11 protein-coding genes and 1 pseudogene are annotated in these 19,257 nt (G+C 68.9%); 8 read left to right on the top strand and 4 right to left on the bottom strand.

All coding sequences use genetic code 11. The features are described from left to right. Positions 1–229: 229 nt before the first annotated feature. Positions 230–439: pseudogene (locus ACTWP8_RS35635) on the bottom strand (IS256 family transposase); the annotation flags it as partial. Here ACTWP8_RS35635 and ACTWP8_RS35640 point away from each other — a divergent pair. After that, positions 408–554 (top strand): hypothetical protein, encoded by a 147-nt coding sequence (locus ACTWP8_RS35640; RefSeq protein ID WP_443326216.1) that lies wholly within the window; start codon positions 408–410, stop codon positions 552–554. The pseudogene ACTWP8_RS35635 and the gene ACTWP8_RS35640 overlap by 32 nt on opposite strands. Positions 555–856: 302 nt before the next feature. Here ACTWP8_RS35640 and ACTWP8_RS35645 read toward each other — a convergent pair whose 3' ends face one another. The 3 genes from ACTWP8_RS35645 to ACTWP8_RS35655 all read right to left on the bottom strand — a co-directional run bounded on the left by ACTWP8_RS35645 (position 857) and on the right by ACTWP8_RS35655 (position 4,956). Beyond that, complete coding sequence (locus ACTWP8_RS35645) at positions 857–1,279, bottom strand: roadblock/LC7 domain-containing protein (RefSeq protein ID WP_443326217.1); 423 nt, start codon at positions 1,277–1,279, stop codon at positions 857–859. Positions 1,280–1,426: 147 nt separating this feature from the next. Continuing rightward, the gene (locus ACTWP8_RS35650) at positions 1,427–3,790 is read right to left on the bottom strand and encodes a sensor histidine kinase (protein ID WP_443326218.1); all 2,364 of its coding nucleotides are present in this window, start codon (positions 3,788–3,790) and stop codon (positions 1,427–1,429) included. Further along, positions 3,787–4,956: an ABC transporter substrate-binding protein gene (locus ACTWP8_RS35655; protein ID WP_443326232.1), complete on the bottom strand. Its 1,170-nt coding sequence runs from the start codon at positions 4,954–4,956 to the stop codon at positions 3,787–3,789. Before ACTWP8_RS35655 ends, ACTWP8_RS35650 begins: the two co-directional genes overlap by 4 nt. Before the next feature lie 487 nt (positions 4,957–5,443). Between ACTWP8_RS35655 and ACTWP8_RS35660 the strand changes: the two genes are divergently transcribed. From ACTWP8_RS35660 to ACTWP8_RS35690, 7 genes are all read left to right on the top strand, one after another. Further along, positions 5,444–7,711, top strand: coding sequence for an ATP-binding SpoIIE family protein phosphatase (locus ACTWP8_RS35660; RefSeq protein ID WP_443326219.1), 2,268 nt, complete (start codon positions 5,444–5,446; stop codon positions 7,709–7,711). 707 nt (positions 7,712–8,418) lie between these two features. Continuing rightward, positions 8,419–12,906, top strand: a complete 4,488-nt coding sequence (locus ACTWP8_RS35665) for an SDR family NAD(P)-dependent oxidoreductase (protein WP_443326220.1) — start codon at positions 8,419–8,421, stop codon at positions 12,904–12,906. Between the two features lie 97 nt (positions 12,907–13,003). Next, positions 13,004–13,714, top strand: a complete 711-nt coding sequence (locus tag ACTWP8_RS35670; RefSeq protein WP_443326221.1) for a hypothetical protein — start codon at positions 13,004–13,006, stop codon at positions 13,712–13,714. A 1-nt stretch (position 13,715) separates the two neighbouring features. After that, positions 13,716–15,314 carry a flavin-containing monooxygenase gene (locus tag ACTWP8_RS35675; protein ID WP_443326222.1) on the top strand — a complete coding sequence of 533 codons (1,599 nt, stop codon included), beginning with the start codon at positions 13,716–13,718 and terminating at the stop codon, positions 15,312–15,314. 51 nt (positions 15,315–15,365) lie between these two features. Then, positions 15,366–16,646, top strand: a complete 1,281-nt coding sequence (locus ACTWP8_RS35680) for a cytochrome P450 (protein WP_443326223.1) — start codon at positions 15,366–15,368, stop codon at positions 16,644–16,646. 31 nt (positions 16,647–16,677) lie between these two features. Continuing rightward, a complete protein-coding gene (locus ACTWP8_RS35685) occupies positions 16,678–17,892 on the top strand; it encodes a cytochrome P450 (protein ID WP_443326224.1) in 1,215 nt (404 codons plus the stop codon). An 84-nt stretch (positions 17,893–17,976) separates the two neighbouring features. Further along, the gene (locus tag ACTWP8_RS35690) at positions 17,977–19,218 is read left to right on the top strand and encodes a serine hydrolase domain-containing protein (RefSeq protein ID WP_443326225.1); all 1,242 of its coding nucleotides are present in this window, start codon (positions 17,977–17,979) and stop codon (positions 19,216–19,218) included. Positions 19,219–19,257: the final 39 nt, after the last annotated feature.

The following is a 19,257-nucleotide window of genomic DNA, read 5'->3' on the forward strand; positions in this document are numbered from 1 at the left end:
ACGCGTTCCCGCCCTCAACCGCCCGATTCCGCACCCCAACGGACGTGGCCGCCCACCTCGACAAGTACAGCAGCCAGCCCCCGATGAAGATCAAACCCGCATGTTGATTCTCTGCGAGCCCTAACGACGGGGACGTCGGTTCACCTGTGCGGCTCCATAAGCAGCGAAGCGCCGACAGCTCGTCGTCGCATACCCGCCAAGCAGGGTCATGTCCCGTGGAGTGGTGTAGTCACGGGTTGAGCTGATTCGGTTCCGGCTGTCGAGTGATCTGCGGTTCGGGATCGGTCGGCTTGTCGGTGAAGAGCTCGGCCATGGAGGCTCCGGAGAGATAGAGGCGGTCGAAGACCTGCCATTCGTCGTGGAGTTCGGCCAGGACCGCGGCAGCGAGCCGTTCCAGGGCGGCTGGGTTGGCGAAGACCTGGACCACGTCGGCCCGCCGCTACGCGCTGGACCGTTTCGTGCCGAGCTTGCGCACGCCCCGTCTGGTGTTCGGCACCGCAGCGGTGGTGCTGGGGTTGCTGGTCGCCGGAGTCGTCCTGCTCCAGCGCAAGTAACCGTACGGCGGGGCCCGGGTCGGCATCGGGTCGGCCCGGACCCGCTACGGCATGCCGCTCCCGGGAGCGGCCACAGAGATGGGAACCAGCTCACGCGAACAAGCGCCCGGCAGCCGGCCCAGAAGGTCGTGCCGCTCGGGTGCTGTTCCATTGCGTGCTGCCCACCGAGTTCGGTGAGCAGCACGTCGACTATGGCCGTACCGCGGCCCCCGATGGCGTCAAGGGACGATGCCTGCACATGGGGCCGCCGTTCCGCGCGGCCGGCACCGTGGACAGCGGGCAGGAGTCGCCGGAGGCCGTCCTCACCGCCGCATTGCTTCCCGCAGTTCTGTGCGCACCGCCGGGGTCAGCCACTCGCCGCACCGGTCCGCCAGCGCGGTCATCTCGAAGCCCACCTGGTCCATGTCGCATGCGGAAGAGGCGAGCACGGCCAGGAACGAGCTGTCCGAGATGGCCATGATGAAGAAATAACCGGCCCTGAGTTCCACCATCGTCTGGACCACGCCTCCGGCGTCGAAGATCCGCGCGGCTTCTCTGGTGAGGCCGGCGAACCCGGAGGAAACCGCCGCGAGCTGCTCGGCACGGTTGCGTGACAGGGCAGCGGACATGGCCAGGAGCAGCCCGTCCGAGGTGAGGACCGCGGCGCTGGCAATGGCGGGCACTTGATCGACGAAGTCGTTGATCAACCAGTCCAGGTTGCGGGCACCGGTGCTCAGCTCGGTCACGAGTCCTGACCTTTCTTCTCGGGATCGTGTCGGTCATCCGTAAGATCGGGAGGACCAGGGGTGCCGGGCGCGGCTGTCACGCATTCCGCGGCTTGTGGCTCAGGAGGATTAATCCCTCAGAGCCCCGCGACGACTCCTCGTCTCTGGTCATCTCTCGTCATCCGTGGTCATCCTCGGCGGGGAGCCGGTGCCGCCAGTCCCGTTCGCACGGCTCTTGCGCCCCCGTTGCAACCCGCGCTGCAAGCCGGACAGGCGGGCACGGATGGCATCGGGCGAGGAACGCGGTCCCTCGTCCGATGGTTGTTCGCTGTCCTGCAGCGACCCCGGCTTGAGGTGCTCGCTGGGAACCCGCGTCGGCAGGTCGGCAGGAGTAAGCGGCTCCGCCGCCCGCCCTTCCCCGGCACGGATGAAATGCTGCTGTGCCCGGGCGGCACTAGTGGATCCGGTGCTCCAATGGGACGGGGGCCGGCCGGCAGAGGGCGGACGGGTTGTGCTGACGAGCAGCGCCTCGGGGATGCGGACCTCCGCCACGGTGCCGTGGACCACCCCCGGTCGCAGGCGCACCGTCATGCCGTGGCGGGCGGCCAGGCGAGCCACGACGAACACGCCCATCTGCTGGGAGATCCGCACATCCGGCGAGGCGGGCTCGGCGAGCTGCGCATTGATCTCCTGCAGCGTCGACACCGAAAGGCCGAGGCCGGAATCGATCACCTCGATCAGCGGCACGCCCGGCCTGTGAAAGCGGCACGCGATCCGCACCCGGCTCCTGGAGCTGGAATAGCACAGCGCGTTCTCGATCAGTTCGGCCAGCAGATGGACCACGTCGTCGACCGCTGAGCCGACGAGGCGGATCTCGGGCATGTCTACGACGTCAACGCGCTCGTATCCCTCGACCTCGGCGAGAGCGGCCCGGGCGACGTCGAGCAAGGGAGCCGGGTCGCGCCGGGGCGAGGTACCAGCATCGCCGGCTAGGACGAGCAGGCCATCGCCGTGGCGGCGCATGCGCGTGGCGAGATGGTCCAGCCGGAAGAGGTTCTCGAGCTGGTCGGGATCCAGTTCGGCGTTCTCCAGGCGGTCGATAAGGTTCAGCTGACGTTCGACCAGGCTCTGGATGCGCCGGGCGAGGTTGACAAACATCGCGCTGATGCTGGCGCGCAGCCGTGCCTGCTCCGTGGCGAGACGGACGGCCTCGACGTGCACGGCGGCGAACGCCCGGGCCACCTCGCCGATCTCGTCGGGCGGACCCACGGGCACTTGGCGAACAGTGATCACGCCGGGATCGCGCTCGGCCTCTGCCAGGCGCTGGACCACGGCGGGCAGCTCCCGGTCGGCAACGGTGAGTGCCGACGATCGCAGTGTGCGCAACGGTCTGATGATGGACCTTGCCACCGCCAGGGTGATGGTGACGGTACTGGCGAGCAGCAGCACAAGTAGCGCTGACTCGACGTACGCAGCACGCATCGCGGACCGGCGTCGCTGCTCCACTTCGGTGCGCAGCGTGTCCTCAAAACCGGTCCTGACCTTACGGATCAGGTTGCCGGTGCGGGTGGCCGCGGTGTACCAGGCTGTCGGGTCGCTCACCTTGGTGGTGCGGCTTGCCCGGTCCGGGATCAGAGCCGCGAACTGGTTGGCAAGCAGGACGCGGATCCGCTCACTCTCGTCCACGTCGCCGCCGGTCACCGTCTCCGCGTACGCCAACCGCTCGGTGGCGTCGGCGGTCAGCCGGAAGGACGCCAAGCTGCTGCGCCGGTCGGCGGTGGCACGGTCGAGCTGGGAGCGTTCCGCGGTGTCAAGGGAACCCCGTTCCAGCGCGACGGAAACCAAGGCGCGCTCCCGGGAGGCGGCCGCCTCGGCGAAGGCGAGAGTGGTGGCTGTGCGTCTGCGCTCGGCGAGCCCGCGATCGTGACTGGCCGAGGTCAGTTCCTCCATCCCGTTGAGCAGCGCGTCGACCAGCTCGCCGTAGGCCCGGAACACCGCCAAGGACGGGAAGGGAGTACGCTCGTCGTCGACGGCGTCCCGCATGGTCGGCAGCCGAGTGCGTAGCTTGTCGACGGCGAGTGTGCGGAGCGGGAGTGCGGGCCCGCCCGCGTCGCGCAACTCGGCGCCACGAGCTGCGATCGTCCTGATCTGGTGGTCCACGTCGCGACGAGGCTTCGCAAGCGCCGGGGTGCCTCGCTGGGAGGCCAGGTGGCGGGCGGTCAGGTCGCGTTCGGCCTCCACGGCATGGGCGAGCTCGGCGAGATCGGCGGCCACATCAACCGCTATGCGCTCGCGTTCGTAGTCCTGCACCCGGTCAGTGGAGGCGAGAACGCGCGAGCCGGACAGTCCGCAGGCCGTTATCAGCGGAATGAGGGCGACCGCGAGCACGCGCGGCCCCACGCGCCATCGGCGCCACCGCCAAGGGCGCCGCGCGTGCGACGGCGCCGTGGATGCGGCGGTGGGCGGAGCCACTGCGTCCCGATCACGGATCTGCACAGGCGGATGACCTTCCTCGAGAGCGTTGTGGTTCATCCGAACATCACGGTCACATCGAATCGGCGACTGAGAACGCCGAAGCGCAGCATCAGGTCGGCGACCCGCTGGATCCGGATCGGGTTGGTGGAAGCCGGGAATGCGCCGACGTTCACGAACGAGGCTGTCCGCTTGTCGATCTCCGTGTACGTCGGCAGGATCGCGGTTACCACGGCGGGATCCGCACACGCCTGCTGCGCCCGTTTCATGGCCCGGGTGAAGGCTGCCACCGTACCCGGATTGCCTTTGGCCCAGGAGGTGGTGGAGGCATAACCGGCGATCGGCAGGTTCTCCGTGGGCCCACTCGTCGCGTCGCCCAACTGCTCGGCCTCCAAGGCGCGCTGGGCGCTGGTGATGAACGGATCGACCATGACTGCCGCGTCGACCCGGCCTTTCTCCAGGGCGTCTGCCATGTCGGGGAACGGCAGCTCAACGAAGCTCACCTCGTCCTCGTCCACCCGGTGGGTCGACAGCAGCGACACGGTGGCGAGGTGAGCGACGTTGTGCCGGACATTCACCGCCACGGTGCGTCCCTTGAGATCCGCGGGCGATCGCATCGTCGTGCCTCGCGCGACCATGAGCGCGATGGTCCCTCCCGTCGCCTGATAGCCGTCGGACACGATGCGCAGGTCGCGCCCCGTGTCCTGGGCCTGGATGAAGGACACGTAATTGCCGAAGGTGATGTCGAGGTCGTCCTCCAGGCGCGGTATTCCTGCCGTCCCTCCGACGATGGTCTCGGTGCTCACCTCCAGGCCCTCGGCTCTGAAGAACCCGTCGCGCACTGCCAGATGAAGGGGGGCACAGTCGACGATCGGCATGACTCCGATGGCCACCGACCCATACCTCAAGCCCTCTTGGGCTCCCGCCCTCGCCCGTGGCTCGTTCCCCTCCGTCGTCTCCGAGCAACCCACGAGGGACGCGGCGCAGGCCGCGGTTATGCCGGACAGAAGATGTCGGCGGGTGAGGCTGGTGCTCCGTCCGCCAAACGTCAGCGGCGTGCTTGCCGGGGCCATCGTCTTGTGATTGTCGGTGACTTCACCACCGAGCTGCTGAAGAGGCGTCGGAGTGCCGGTCTCCGCTACGGGTGTGGTAGCCACAGATGCGCGCCCGCCGGGCGGGCGGGAGTTCGGGCGCCGCGGGTGTGTTGCCGGGGATCTGGGTGTCATGGCGGCGGTCACGAGCCTTCGTTGTCGAGGACGGCCTCGTCGCGGGCCGGGGCGAATCCAGGAGAGTTCGCATAGTGAACTTTTATTTACTTTCGGCCATGATATGTACGCCAGGCCTCCGTGGCTGTCAACGGTTCGGGCCAAATTCCCGGCGAAGGCGCCCAGGGCCTCGCGACGGGTATGCGTGGGCGCTCCGGGGCGCGGAGGCGCCGGTCGTGGGCCCCGCCGCCGCCGGCTGACACCGCCGCCGACTCGCGCAACGCAACGGAGGGGACCCGCCTGGCCGGCGGCCGGACCGGACCCGCCACGGAGAGGACCACACCGTCCACATCGCCGTAAACCACCGGTCACGCTCAGTTACCCGTGCCCGCGGCGGGGGCGGTGTGACGAGCCGGCGGAGCCCGGCGCCCCGCACCCGGAACGGCCGGAAGAATGGACTAGGAATGGACTAGTGTGGGATTTGAACTGGTTATCAGAGTTGATCCGCATGAATGACGAGAGCACCGTGAAAGAGCGCGACGATCACACGCGCTCACAGGCAGCGGCCGGGCGTCCCGGCGTGTCCGCTCTGGAGCACTCGGCGTCGGCAGACCGTGACGTGCGGCTGGCCGACGTGCTGCGTCGGGCGGTGGAGCAGCTGTCCGCTACCGCGGCCATCCTCTACGTGCCCGTGGATTCGAACCGGGTGCTGTCCGCGTCGGTCGTGGTCGGCGGTCCGGTCTCGATCTTCGCGGCCATAGATCGCATCGAGGTGGACGACGACCGCTTCTCGGTCAGCGTCGCGTACCGCACCAACGAACAAGTGGTGTCCTCCTATGGGCAAGCCCGGATCAATGTGCCCCTGCCGTTTCCCTACACCGTGGCCTCCACCCCCTTGCTGGCGGCGGGTGTCCCCCGGGGCGTCCTCACGATCCTCTGGGCTCCGCCGCAAGGCCCCCGGGAACTCCTCCCGCGGGAGAAGCGGAACTGCCTGGCCATGGCCGACGAATTGGCCAACGAGCTGCTGAAACTAGGGGAACCGCCCCCGTCGCCCCAGATGCCGCACTTCCTGATGCCTATCCCCGGGCAGGCTTCCGGAACTCTGAGCGAACTTCCCGGCGACGGGCGCGATCAGGGCTCATCAAAAGTAGCCGAATACCCCGGTCTTGCTTTTCTCTACCGTATTTACAAACTTGCCTGCGCACTGACCGAGAAGGTCCGGCTGCACGACATCATCGACATAGCTGTCTCCCACATCATGGTGCCTTTCGCCGCCCAGGGAATGGTGGTTTCGGTCATCCATGAAGACGCGCCGCGGGTGCTCGGCTACACCGGCTACTCGGCGGACGTCGCCCGCTCCCCGTTCAGGGCCAAAGGGGGCGCGAACGGGGCCGGCGCACGCATCCCGGTCGTGGAGTCGGCGCTCTTCCTGGAGTCCGCTGCGGCCATGGCCGCAGCCGGACCGTTCGGCGAGGGCAAGCAGGCCTGCGCCCTGCTGCCGTTGGTCATCGGCGGCCACCGGGAGGGCGTGTTCGTCCTGGGCTTCGAGCACCCCCACCGCTTCGGCTCCGACGAGCGGGCGGCCCTGGTGACGATGGCGGGCCTGCTCGGGCAGTCCCTGGGACGTGCCCGCCTCTTCGAAGCCGAGCGCTCCATGGCCCGCGGGCTGCAACGGGGACTGCTCCCTCACATGCTGCCCCACTTGGAGCAACTGGACACCGCGGTGCGTTACTCGCCGGCCAAGCCAGGGGTCGAGGTAGGCGGCGACTGGTACGACGTGCTCGTCCTCCCCGACGAGGGTGTGGGCCTCATCATCGGCGATGTGGAAGGTCACAGCCCGGCCGGAGCAGCGATCATGGGCCAGATCCGCAGCGCTGTGCGGGCCTACGCCGCGGAAGGGCACCGCCCCGGCGACCTGTTGGGACGCACCAACCGACTGCTCGCGGAACTGGGCATCGACCAGTTCGCCACCTGCTGCTGCATTTGGCTGGACCTGACGGACGGCACCGCGGAGATCTCCTCCGCGGGCCATCCGACGCCCCTGCTGAGCCATCCGGACAGCGGCATCGTCGTGCCGGATGTTTCCGTGGGACTACCGCTCGGGGTCGCCCCGGACACCGTCTACCCCTCGGCCGAACTGACCGTGGCCCCTGGGACGTTGCTGGCGCTCTACACCGACGGGCTGGTGTGCTCCCGTTCCGTGGACCTGACCAGCGGAACCCGGGCACTGCATGAGCTCTTGGCCGAAGGCCAGGGCCAGCGTCTGGAGGAACTGGCCACCCGGCTGATCGGTATCGTCGGCGGGCCCGAATCCCGCGACGACGACGTGGCACTGCTGCTCGCCCGGTACGACGGGGCCGGGCCGGACCACCGGCGCGTCGGCCGGATGTCCGTCCACCGCCACGACCTTCAGAGCGTCAAGGGCGTCCGGGACTTCGTGCACGAGCACCTGCGGCACTGGGGATGGGAAGAGGTCTCCTACGAGGCCGAGTTGATGGCCACGGAACTGGTCACCAATGCGCTCATCCATGCCGACAGCGACGTGGACGTACGGCTTCGGGAGCTCCCGGACCTGATACGGGTGGAGGTGCGCGACTGGGATCCGCGGCCACCGATGCCCGCCCCGATCACCCTCTTCGGCGATGTCGACTCCGAGGCCGAGCATGGCCGGGGGCTGGTCATCGTGGAAGCGCTGGCCTCGGGGTGGGGCAACAGTCCCAGCGGGCGCGGCAAGGCGGTGTGGTTCGAGATGAGCCGCGCGGCTGAGCCCGGGTGAGCCGTGAAGGCGTGCCGACCGCCCCTGGACGCCGGAGACCAACGTCCGCAGGTCCGCGGCCGAGCGCGCAGACGATGCACCTCCCGCAAGCGCGAGCAGAACAACGAGACGTGCATCGAACGTCGTTGACGGGCGGACCGCTCAGCCGATGTGCAGGCCCTGCCCTTGCCGAAAACCTCGTCCATGCAGGTCACGCTGCATGTCGGGATTCGCGGAGGATGCCTCCGGGCGATCGTGTCGTCGTATGTCGAGGTAAGGCGTGCAACCGTCTGGCGATCGCGATGCCCTGGTGCGGGCGGTGTCCGTTATAGAACTGCTCGAACTCGCATAGGGCATGGAGGAAGTGCCATTGGTTCCAGATCAACTCCGGTCCAGGAGCCCCCGGCGACAGGTCTCCACCCTGCGGGTGCCGAAAATTGCGTCCGCCTCGTCACACTATCTTGTGGTCTTGCGGGGTCGGCAGGTCTCCCGCGGTCGGTCATGGGTTCGACCTGGCCAGGTTCGCTGCGCAGCGACTTGGTTGAGTTGCGATGGCCATGTCGCGGCTGCTCCACTGCGGCACTTGACGGGTTCCGTGTACGGCTCCATAGAGAGCTTGACGGCGCGCCAGGTCTGCGTGAGTCTTAAAGTGGAGCAAACGAGGAGAATTGGCGCGCTGGGGGTCAAGGGGTCGCAGGTTCGAATCCTGTCGTCCCGACGGTGTACAGGTGGCGTTCGCTGCGGCCTGGCGCGCTCGCGGCGTGGAGCCCGCCGCCGTCATCGGGCACTCCCTCGGCGAGGTGGCCGCGGCGGTCGTCGCCGGCGCGCTGTCCCCCGAGGACGGGGCGAAGGTGATGTGCCGTCGCTCCGCCCTGATCACTCGGATCGCCGGCGGTGGAGCCATGGCCACCGTCGAACTCCCGCATGAACAGGTGGAAGCCGAACTCGCCGAAGGAGGCATCGAGGACGTCACTGTCGCGGTGGTGGCCTCCGCGAACTCCACGGTCGTGGCCGGGGCCCCCGAGCGGATCCGCGTGCTGATCTCCGGTTGGGAGGAACGCGACCTGCACACCCGTCAGATCGCCGTGGACTACGCCTCGCACTCCCTGCATGTCGACCCGATCCTGGAAGACTTGGTCGCACGGCTGAGCGATCTGACCCCCACGGCGGCGACGGTCCCGTTCTACAGCACCGTCCTGGACGACCCGCGGCAACCGGCGGCCTTCGACGCGGACTACTGGGCGCACAACCTCCGCAGGACCGTCCGGTTCGCCGACGCCGTCACCGCGGCCGTGGTCGACGGGCACCGGGTGTTCATCGAGATCTCCCCGCACCCGCTGCTCACCCATGCGGTCACCGAGACCGCCCACGCGATCGGCCGGGACACGGTCACGGTCCCCACGCTCCGCCGCGACCAGGACACACGGCACGGGCTCCTGCCCCAACTGGCCGGACTGTACTGCGCCGGTGTCCCCGTCGACTGGGCACCCGCATACCCCTCGGGAGAGCCGGTCGATGTCCCGCTGCCGGTGTGGGCGGGGCGCGACCTCGGAGTCCTCGCCATGTCCGCGCAGCGGCCCGGCGAATCGAGCGTGGCCGTCCACCCACTGCTCGGCGCGCACCTGCGGCCCGTGGACACCGACGAGGAGCACCGCTGGCAGACACGCGTCGGCGGACGTGAGCTGCGGTGGCTCACCGACCACCGGGTCCACGGGCAGCCGGTCATGCCGGGGGCCGCCTACTGCGAGATGGCCCTGGAGGCCGCGCGCACTGTCTTCGGCGCGGATCCGGGCGGCGCACACGGTACGGACACCGTCGAGGTGACCGACCTGACCATCCACGAGATGCTGCCGCTGAGTGAGGACACCGTGGTGTCCACCCGGGTACACCCCGTCGACGAGGGCCTGGCCCGGTTCGAGGTGCTGACCCGACGCGACGGTGACGAACCGACCGGCCTCGCCACCGGAACTCTGCGCCGCGCGACCGCCGCCCCGCCGCCCCGCGTCGACGTGGCCGAGCTCCTCGACCGCCACCCCGGGGCACGTGAATCGCGCGAGGCCTACGCCAAGTTCCAGGCGGCGGGGGTCCAGCACGGTGAGGCGTTCGCCGCCCTTGCCTCCCTGCGCCTGTCCGAGGACGCCGGAACCGACCAGACGATCGTCGCTGAACTCACCCTTCCCGCCGCGGTACGCGCACGCCTGAACTCCTACGGAATGCACCCGGTCCTGATCGACGGCTGTCTGCAGACCCTGGCCGCCCATCCTGCCCTGAGCCGGGATGCCTTCCCCGTCGGGGCGGGCACCCTGCGCGTGTACGGCGACCCGCACCGCGGACGCTACTGCCTGGCCCGGCTCCGGCACCTCGACGAGCAGCTGGCCGTGGGTGACGTGACGCTCCTCGACGAGGAGGGCACCGTGCTCGCCGAGATCGAGCAGGTGCGCCTGGCCGCCCAGGACCGCCGGCTCGCCGAGCGCCTGCTGGGCATCGGCTGGGAACGAGTCGACCCCCAGCCGGAGCAGCCCACCGGGCGGTGGTTGGTGCTGACCGAGGACGACGCGGCCCCCGAGGCGTTCGCCGATGAACTCACTTCGGCGCTGTCCGCCCACACGGGCTGCACTCACCTGACCGTCGGCGCGAGTCCCGACAGCGATCGTGACCTCGTGGATGCGTTAGACGGCCGGCTGACCTTAGAGCCGCCGCACGGCCTGGTGCTGCTGTGCCCGCCGCCCACCGGAACGGCCGACGAGGCCGCCCTCGACCGGGCCGAGCGCCGTGTCAACCGCCTGATCGGACTGGTGCGTTTCCTGGCCGAGCGCACCGAGACCGCCCCGCCCCGCTTGTGGGTGGTTACCCGCGATACACAGCCGGTGCGCGACAGCGACGGGACCAACCTGGAACAGACTCCCCTGCGCGGGCTGTGCCGCGTGATCGGACACGAGCACCCCGAACTGGACGTGTGCTGCGTCGACATCGACAGCGCCACGACGGCTGAACACCTGGCCGCCACGTTGTGCGCCCCCGGGAACGCCGATGAGATCGCCCTGCGCGGCGGTGACCTGTACGGCGCGCGCCTCACAGTGGCGCCGCTCCAGGAGGACGACCGCAAGGTGCGGCACATCCGGTACGGGCAGGACCGCTACGCCTTGGGAGTACGGCACACAGGCGATCTGGGCAGCCTCGAACTCGTCACCTCCGAGGAACGCACCCCGGGCCCGGGGGAGATCGAAATCAAAGTCGAGGCGTTCGGGCTGAACTACGCTGACGTCCTCAACGCGATGGGCCTGTACAAGACCCTCGACGGCGAACCCATGCCCTTCGGGTTCGACTGCGCCGGCACCGTCACCGCCGTCGGTCCCGACGTCAGTTCACCCCGCGTCGGCGACCGGGTGGCCGCCCTGCACCCCGGAGCGTTCCACTCCTTCGCGGTCGTCCCCGCTGTCAAGGCCGTTCAGGTCCCCGACGACGTCACCTTCGAGGAAGCCGCGGCCCGCCCCAGCGTGTACGCCACCACCTGGTACGCCCTGCACCGGCTGTGCGGGCTCAGGCCTGGCGAACGCGTGCTCATCCACTCCGCGACCGGTGGTGTCGGGCTCGCCGCAATCTCCATCGCCCAGTACTTCGGAGCCGAGGTCTTCGCCACCGCGGGCACCGAGGCCAAACGGCAGTACCTGCGCGACCTCGGCATCAAGCATATATTCGACTCCCGGTCCACCCGTTTCGCGGACGAGATCCGTGATCTCACCGGCGGCGAAGGCGTCGACGTCGTGCTGAACTCGCTCACCGGTGCCGCCCAGCGGGCGGGACTGGATCTGCTCCGCATCGGTGGCCGCTTCGTCGAACTCGGCAAGAAGGACATCTACGCCGATTCCCGCATCGGGCTCCATCCCTTCCGCCGCAACATCTCGCTGCACAGCGTCGACCTCGGCGTGCTCGACCACGACTACCTCGGCGGCATTCTCCGTGAGGTCCACGACCTTCTCGCCAACGGTGCGCTGGAGCCGCCGCCCCACACCGTCCATCCGATCCACGAAGCCACCACCGCCTTCCGGGCGCTTGCCGCCGGGGACCACATCGGCAAGATCGTCCTTGCCCTGCCTCAGCACGGTGACGGTCACGCCGTCATCCGGCCGGACCAGGTTCCCGTCGTCCGCGGCGACGGCGCGTACCTCGTCACCGGTGGGCTCGGCGGACTCGGCATGCTCCTCGCCCGCTGGCTCGCCAGGGCGGGGGCGGGACGCATCGTCCTCAACGCCCGCTCCGCCCCGTCTCCCGAGGCCGACACGGTCATCGAGGAACTGCGCGCCGCAGGCACCGACATCGAGGTGGTGCTCGGCGACATCGCAGCGGCCGACACCGCACAGCGACTGGTGGGGGCCGCCACCGCGACTGGTCTGCCGCTGCGCGGCGTCGTGCACGCCGCTGCGGTGATTGCCGACGCCGCGATTGCCGGCCTCGACGCGGAGCAGGTGGCCCGCGTCTGGGCCCCCAAGGCACGAGGAGCCCTGCGACTGCAGCAGGCCTGCCTTGACATCCCCCTCGACTGGTGGTTCGGCTTCTCCTCCGCCTCGTCCCTCCTCGGATTCCCCGGCCAGGCCTCGTACGCTGCCGCCAACGCCCTTCTGGACGGTCTCACTACGTGGCGGCGCGCACAGGGACTCGCGGCGCTCAGCGTCAACTGGGGAGCCTGGGCAGACCACGGGCGCGGGACGGTCTTCGCGGACGAAGGCCACGCCATGATCGACCCCGATGAAGGCATCCAGGCCTGCGACCGCCTGCTGCGCCACGACCGGGACCGCGCCGGCTACTTGGCCATCCTCGACCCGGGCTGGCAGAAGATGTTCGCGCAGAAGATGCGCACCTCGCCATTCTTCGCGGCCATCCCGGCCCACGACACGACCGAAGCCGGAGCGGACGCCGCCCAGCAGGCCGTCCTGGCCGAACTGCGGCTCACCGACGCCGGCGCCCGCCAGCTGTTCCTCGAGCGGCACCTCACCGAGCACGCGGCCGAAATCCTCCGGGTCAACCCGGCCGCCCTGGACCCCGACCTCTCCCTGACCGACTACGGCCTCGACTCCCTCATGGCGCTTCAGTTGAGCACACGCATCAACAGGGAGTTCGACGTGCGCATCACCCCCAAACAGATGCGACAGGACTCCAGCCTGGCTGCCCTCGCCACTCGCATCATCGACCGGCTCGACCTCGGCACAGCGAAGTAAACGGACGACCGACCGTCGTCGATTCCCGTCGGTGCGGCCGTCGTCGGCGCCGCACCGACGGGAATCGACACCCGAGCGCACACCGGAGGGAGCTCCAGTGGTCAAACAACCATCCCAGGCACCGCACGCGGTGACCGGAATGCTCAGCATGGTGGTCCTGCTCGCCACGATCCCAGTCCTGCCGCCGATCCCCGCCTTCGGATCCTCCGAGGAGGAGATCGCGACCTTCTACGCGACGCACGCCACGCGCGGATACATCTACCAGTTCATGGCGGGTCTGGCGCTGCTCGCGGCGCTGTGGTTTCTCGGCTACGCGTACACCCGGCTCCGCCGGGAGGTGCCGGGCAGCCCGTTGCCCGTCATCATGCTCATCGCGGGCGCCGCGTGGGCCACCTTCGCCATCCTCTTCCTGGGGCTCTTCCAGATCTTCTCGGTCTGGGCCGAGGAACCCGAGACACACGCGCTCCTGAGGGCTTTCTCCGACGCGTATGTCCTGGGCTTCATGTTCAACGTCCTTCCGGCGGCCCTCATGGTCACGGCCGGATCGTGGTGCATGCGGCCGTCGGCGGGCTGGCCCGGCTGGCTGAAGACACTCGGCATAGTCGCCCTCATGCTCCAGGTGCTGGGGAGCGTACCGCTGTTTGTTCCCACCGGCCCGCTGAAGGCTGGCGGCCTGATCACCTACGGGTCGTTCTTCGCGGCGGTCCTGTGGATCTGCATGGCCAGCTACGCCGCCACACGGTGGGAACGCTCCGTGGAACGGCAGCACCGGGACGTCCGCTCCGCCGTCCCGGCCTCGGAGCACTGAGATGACAGACAGTTTCGACGTGGTCATCGTGGGCGCCGGCCTCGCGGGCCTGCAGATGCTCCATCAGGTGCGCGAGACCGGTCTCACGGTGCGGGTCCTCGAAGCCGGCGTCGCGGCGGGCGGCACGTGGTACTGGAACCGCTATCCGGGCGCCCAATGCGATGTGGAGAGCCTCGAATACTCCTACCAGTTCTCCGAGGAGTTGCAGCAGGAATGGGAATGGACCGGGCGCTACGCCTCCCAGCCCGAGATCCTGCGTTACATCGGTCACGTCATGGAACGCTTCGACCTGGGCCGGGACATTCAATACGACGCCTATGTCACGGCGATGACGTACGACGAGTCGGCCGGCCGCTGGACGGTGCGCACCGAGTCCGGTGACGTGTTGGTGGCGCGGTTCGTCATCATGGCGACGGGGTGCCTGTCCTCGGCCAACGTGCCGGAGATCGCCGGTAGGGAGACCTTCGTCGGCGAGATCCACCACACCGGCCACTGGCCGCACGAGCCGGTCGATCTGGCCGGTAAGCGGATCGGTGTGGTCGGCACCGGCTCATCCGGGGTGCAGGTGATCCCGGTCATCGCGCGGCAGGCGGAACAGCTCCATGTCTTCCAGCGCACGGCCGCATACACACTGCCCGCGCGCAACCAGGCGCTCGATCCGCAGTTGCAGGCGGCGGTCAAGGGCGACTACGCAGGGTTCCGGGCGCGCAACAGCGCGATGCCGACGGCCGGACTGTCTCGGTACCCGACCAACCCGTCCTCGATCTTCCTCGTCTCCGCCGCCGAACGCGAGGCCGCCTTCGAGTACTTCTGGGAGCTGGGCGGGCCCCTGCTGCTGCGCTCCTTCGGCGACATCATGTCCGACCCGGCCGCCAACGAACTTGTCGCCGACTTCGTCCGCAAGAAGATCCGCGAAACCGTCGAGGCTCCCGACGTCGCGGCCCTGCTCTCGCCGAAGCAGCCGATCGGCTGCAAGCGCGTCTGCCTGGGCACCGACTACTACGAGACCTTCAACCGGCCCAACGTCCATCTGGTCGACGTGGCCACGGCACCGATCGAGGAGATCACACCGGGCGGGATCCGCACCACGAAGGACGCCTACGAGTTGGATGTGATCGTCTTCGCCACCGGGTTCGACGCGATGACGGGCGCGCTGTTCAGGATCGACATCCGCGGGCGGGAATCGGTGTCGCTGAAGGAGATGTGGGCGGCCGGACCGCGTACCTATCTGGGCCTGGCCGTACCCGGATTTCCGAACCTGTTCACGATGACGGGGCCGGGCAGCCCGTCGGTGCTCACGAACATGCTGGTGGCGATCCATCAGCACGCGACATGGATCGGCAGCTGTCTGACGTATCTGCTCGACAACGACATCAGCACCATCGAGGCCACCCGTGAGGCCGAGGAGGCCTGGGGACTGCACGTCGACGAAGTCGCGGGCCGGTCCCTGTTCCCCTCGTGCGACTCCTGGTACCTGGGGGCGAACGTCCCTGGCAAGGCACGGGTCTTCATGCCGCTCGTCGGTTTCCCGGCCTATGCGCAGACGTGCGAGGAGGTCGCGGCGGGCGGTTACAAGGGCTTCTCCCTGGCGCGCCTGTGACGCAGGCACACCACAGAGTTCCGGTCAACATTGATCCGACAGGAGCATGCTATGGCACATCGTGAGGCGCCGGAGATCGACTTCGACCACCATTCGGAGGAGTACGGACGCGACCCTTGGGCCGCCAACATGGACCTGATCCAACGCTGTCCGGTGGCCCACAGCCGGCACCACGGCGGCTTCTACGTCGTCACGGGGTACGAGCAGGTGGCGGATGTGGCCCGGCGGACGGACGTCTTCTCGTCCGCCCACGAACTGCCGAACACCCCCGGCCGGCCTCAGGGAACGATCATCCCAGCCTCTACGTTCCGCGCGCTGCCGCTGGAGATGGACCCGCCGGAGTTCCTGGAGTGGCGCCGTGCGCTCAATCGCTTCTTCTCCCCTTCCACCGCGCGGCAGTTGCGCCCCCGCATCGAGGCCTTCGCGACCTGGTGCGTCGACCAGTGCATCGAGAAGGGCGAGATGGACCTCGTCCTGGATCTGTCCAATGCTGTTCCCGCGCTGCTCACGCTGGACATCGTGGGACTGCCGATGGACAACTGGCGCCTGTACGCCGATGCCGTGCACTCGCTGGCGTACACCCCTTCTGGCACTCCCGAGTACCAGCAGGTCGAAGCCGGTTTCGCGATGCTCATCAAGGAAGTACAGGAGACGATTCCCCAGCGCCGAGCGCACCCGAAGGGAGACCTGATCAGTTTTCTGACGGAGCTGGAGATCGACGGCAAGAAGATCGGCGACGAGGACATCGTCGCGGTGTGCAACGCCATGATCGCCGGTGGAATGGACACCACCACCGCCCTCTTCGCCTCGACGTTCGAGTACCTCGACCGTGACCAAGCGGCCCGCCGCTGGCTGATCGATGAGCCCGAGACGGTGCCCAGGGCCTGCGAGGAGTTCCTGCGGTACTTCACCCCCGTGGTCTGCGTCGGCCGTACCGTCATGCGCGACGACGAGATCGACGGCTTCCCGGTAGCCCGCGGTGAACGGGTCCTGATCTCCTGGGCCGCGGCCAATCTCGACCCCGAGGTGTTCCCGGATCCGCTGACCATTGACTTCGACCGTGACACGCGCAAGCACGCCGCCTTCGGTATTGGTATGCACCGGTGCATCGGGCGCCACATCGCGCAGACGGACTTCGAGGTCGTGGTCACCGAGGTCCTCCGTCGGCTGCCCGACTATCGGCTGATCGAGGGTGCGGCCGAGCGCTATCCGACCGTTGGACAGATCAACGGCTACGTGAAGATGCCGGCCCGATTCACTCCCGGCCCGCGCACCGGCCCTGACGTCACGGACGTCGGAGACCTGCTGCCGGATCTGGGGCCGCTGTGGTGAGCGCGCCGACGCGGGAGTGGAGGTCTCCTTCGTGACAGAGATCGAGGACATGGCTCCGTCCTATCCGCTGACCCGGGCCGCAGGCTGCCCGCTCGACCCCCCGCCCTTGCTGGGCGAACTGCGCGAGCGGCGGGCCGTCAGCCGGGTGACGCTGTGGGACGGCAGAACTGCCTGGCTGGTCACCCGGCTGGAGGACGTGCGCCAGGCGCTGCGCGACCCCCGGCTGAGCGCCGACGTGCGGCACCCCTCCTTCCCGTTCTTCTCCGAAGGGCAGGTCGCCACCCGCGACATGCTGGAGAGCTTCATCCGCATGGACCCGCCCGAGCACGGCCGGCATCGCCGCATGCTCGTGCCGGAGTTCAGGGTCAAGCAGGTCGAGTCGATGCGCCAAGGCGTGCAGGAGACTGTCGACCAGCTGCTGGACGAGATGATCGCGGCCGGTTCCCCGGCCGACTTCGTCGCCGCCTTCGCGCTGCCGCTGCCCTCCCTCGTCATCTGCCAACTGCTTGGCGTGCCCTACGCCGACCACGACTTCTTCCAGCGGTGCTGTGCCGTGGCCTTCAATCGGGACTCGACCTCTGACGAGATCCATCGCAGCAATGAGGAGCTGACGGAGTATCTCGCCGGGCTCGTCGCGGCGAAGGCCGAACACCCCGGCGACGACTTGCTCAGCCGTCTGGTCACGAACCAGGAAGCCCCGGGCCATCTGACGCGTCGGCAGGTCGTCAACACCGGCCTGCTGCTGCTCGTCGGGGGCCATGAGACCACAGCGAACATGACAGCCCTCTCCGTGCTCGACCTGCTGCGCCACCCCGACCAGCTGGAACTGCTTCGCCACAGGCCCCAGCTCATCCCGGGAGCCGTGGAAGAACTGCTGCGAGTGCACAGCGTCGCCCACAACGGCCTGCCCCGGGTCGCCGTCGAGGACATCGAGATCGGTGGCGCCACCGTTCCGGCCGGGGACCCGGTCGTGCTCTCGGTCGCCGCCGCCAACCACGACCCACGGGTCTTCGACGATCCGGGCCGCCTCGACGTCGAACGCGCCTCCCGCGGGCATGTTGCCTTCGGTTTCGGTGTGCACCAGTGCATCGGGCAACCGCTCGCCCGCCTGGAACTTCAGGTCGCCCTCGCCACCCTGCTGCGGCGGCTGCCCACATTGCGGCTCGTCGACGACTCGCTGGAGGACCTGGAGTGTCGGCACACCAGGACCATCTTCGGGCTACACGACCTGCCTGTGTGCTGGTGAGCCGCAGGCCGCCCGCCACGCCACCGTCCCCAGCCGCCCGGCCGGGACGGCCGGCCCTTCATGACCTTCCCGCGGAGCACTCTCGTGACCACATCGAAGCAAGCCACCGACCCCACGCCGATCGACCGCCTGCTGAGCGACGCCGTCGAGCGCGGCGTCGTCAAGGGTGCCTACGCCATGGCCGCCGACCGCGATGGAATCGTCTACTCGGGCGGCGCCGGGACCCGCGACGGCGACGCGCCGTGGGGTGAGGACACCATCGCCTGGATCGCCTCCATGACCAAGTCGGTCGTCGCCGTCGCCGCGCTGCAACTGGTCGAACAGGGCGCGATCGGCCTGGACGAGCCGGTCGCGGAACGTGCTGCCCGAACGCGCCGTGCCCCAGGTGACGAGGGCTATGACGGCGAAGTACCCCGGCTCCGCCCGGCACGGTCGCCGGTCACGCTGCGCGGGCTGCTCTCACACACCAGCGGTGTCGGCTACCCGTTCCTGTGCCCGGACCTCGCGCGCTACCACGAGACCAACGCCCTCCCGTCGACCAGGGAAGGCAGGCTGTCCACGTTCGTCGACTCACCGCTGGTCGGAGAACCGGGCGGTGGCTTCCACTACGGCATGGGGCTCGACTGGGTGGGCCTGGCCATCGCCCTGATCACCGGCGCCGACCTGGAGACCCAGCTGCGCGAGCGCATATTCGCGCCGCTCGGCATGACCGACACCGGCTTCCGCATGGCCGACCGCGGCCGGCTCGCCACAATGTACGCCCGGACACCCGGCGGACTGGTGGCGGTCCCGTTCGAGCTTCCGTGGGACCCCGAGGTCGTCTCGGCCGGCGGCGGCCTCTACGGCAGCCCGCGTGACTACCTGACCTTCCTGCGCATGATCACGGCCGGCGGCACCCTGGAGGGCACAACGATCGTCGCCGCACGGGCCCTTGCCGAGGCGCTGAAGAGCCACTCCGGCCCGGTGGGGCGGATGGCCTCGGTCGATCCGGCTGTGTCGCACGACATCGAGCTGATGCCCGGCATACCCGTCACCTGGTCGTTGCTCGGCATGCGCAACGAGGAACGCACGCCGCAGGGGCGCCCGATCGGCACGTTGGCCTGGGCCGGCGGCGCCAATTCCTACTACTGGGCCGACAGCGATTCCGACGGCGCCGTCGCCGGGGTGCTGTTCACGCAGATCGTGCCCTTTGCCGACCCGGCCGTGACCGGCTTGCTGACCGCGGTGGAGCGGGCCGTCCGCGCCGCGGGGCGGACGGCGGACATGTACCGAGACGATGGGGCCGTCCCCTCGCCCTGCGGGACAACGTCTCCTGGGAGTTGGTAAGTTACAGGTGACTTACAAGTTTCTTCTCTCCGGATGGGG

It is taken from the genome of Streptomyces sp. 7N604 (assembly GCF_052245475.1).
Classification (GTDB): Bacteria; Actinomycetota; Actinomycetes; order Streptomycetales; family Streptomycetaceae; genus Streptomyces.

Excerpts from the sequence above, each read along its gene's own strand:
- ACTWP8_RS35650 (WP_443326218.1), bottom strand. The coding sequence starts at position 3,790 with ATGAACCACAACGCTCTCGAGGAAGGTCATCCGCCTGTGCAGATCCGT.
- ACTWP8_RS35655 (WP_443326232.1), bottom strand. The coding sequence starts at position 4,956 with ATGACACCCAGATCCCCGGCAACACACCCGCGGCGCCCGAACTCCCGC.
- ACTWP8_RS35660 (WP_443326219.1), top strand. The coding sequence starts at position 5,444 with ATGAATGACGAGAGCACCGTGAAAGAGCGCGACGATCACACGCGCTCA.
- ACTWP8_RS35675 (WP_443326222.1), top strand. The coding sequence starts at position 13,716 with ATGACAGACAGTTTCGACGTGGTCATCGTGGGCGCCGGCCTCGCGGGC.
- ACTWP8_RS35680 (WP_443326223.1), top strand. The coding sequence starts at position 15,366 with ATGGCACATCGTGAGGCGCCGGAGATCGACTTCGACCACCATTCGGAG.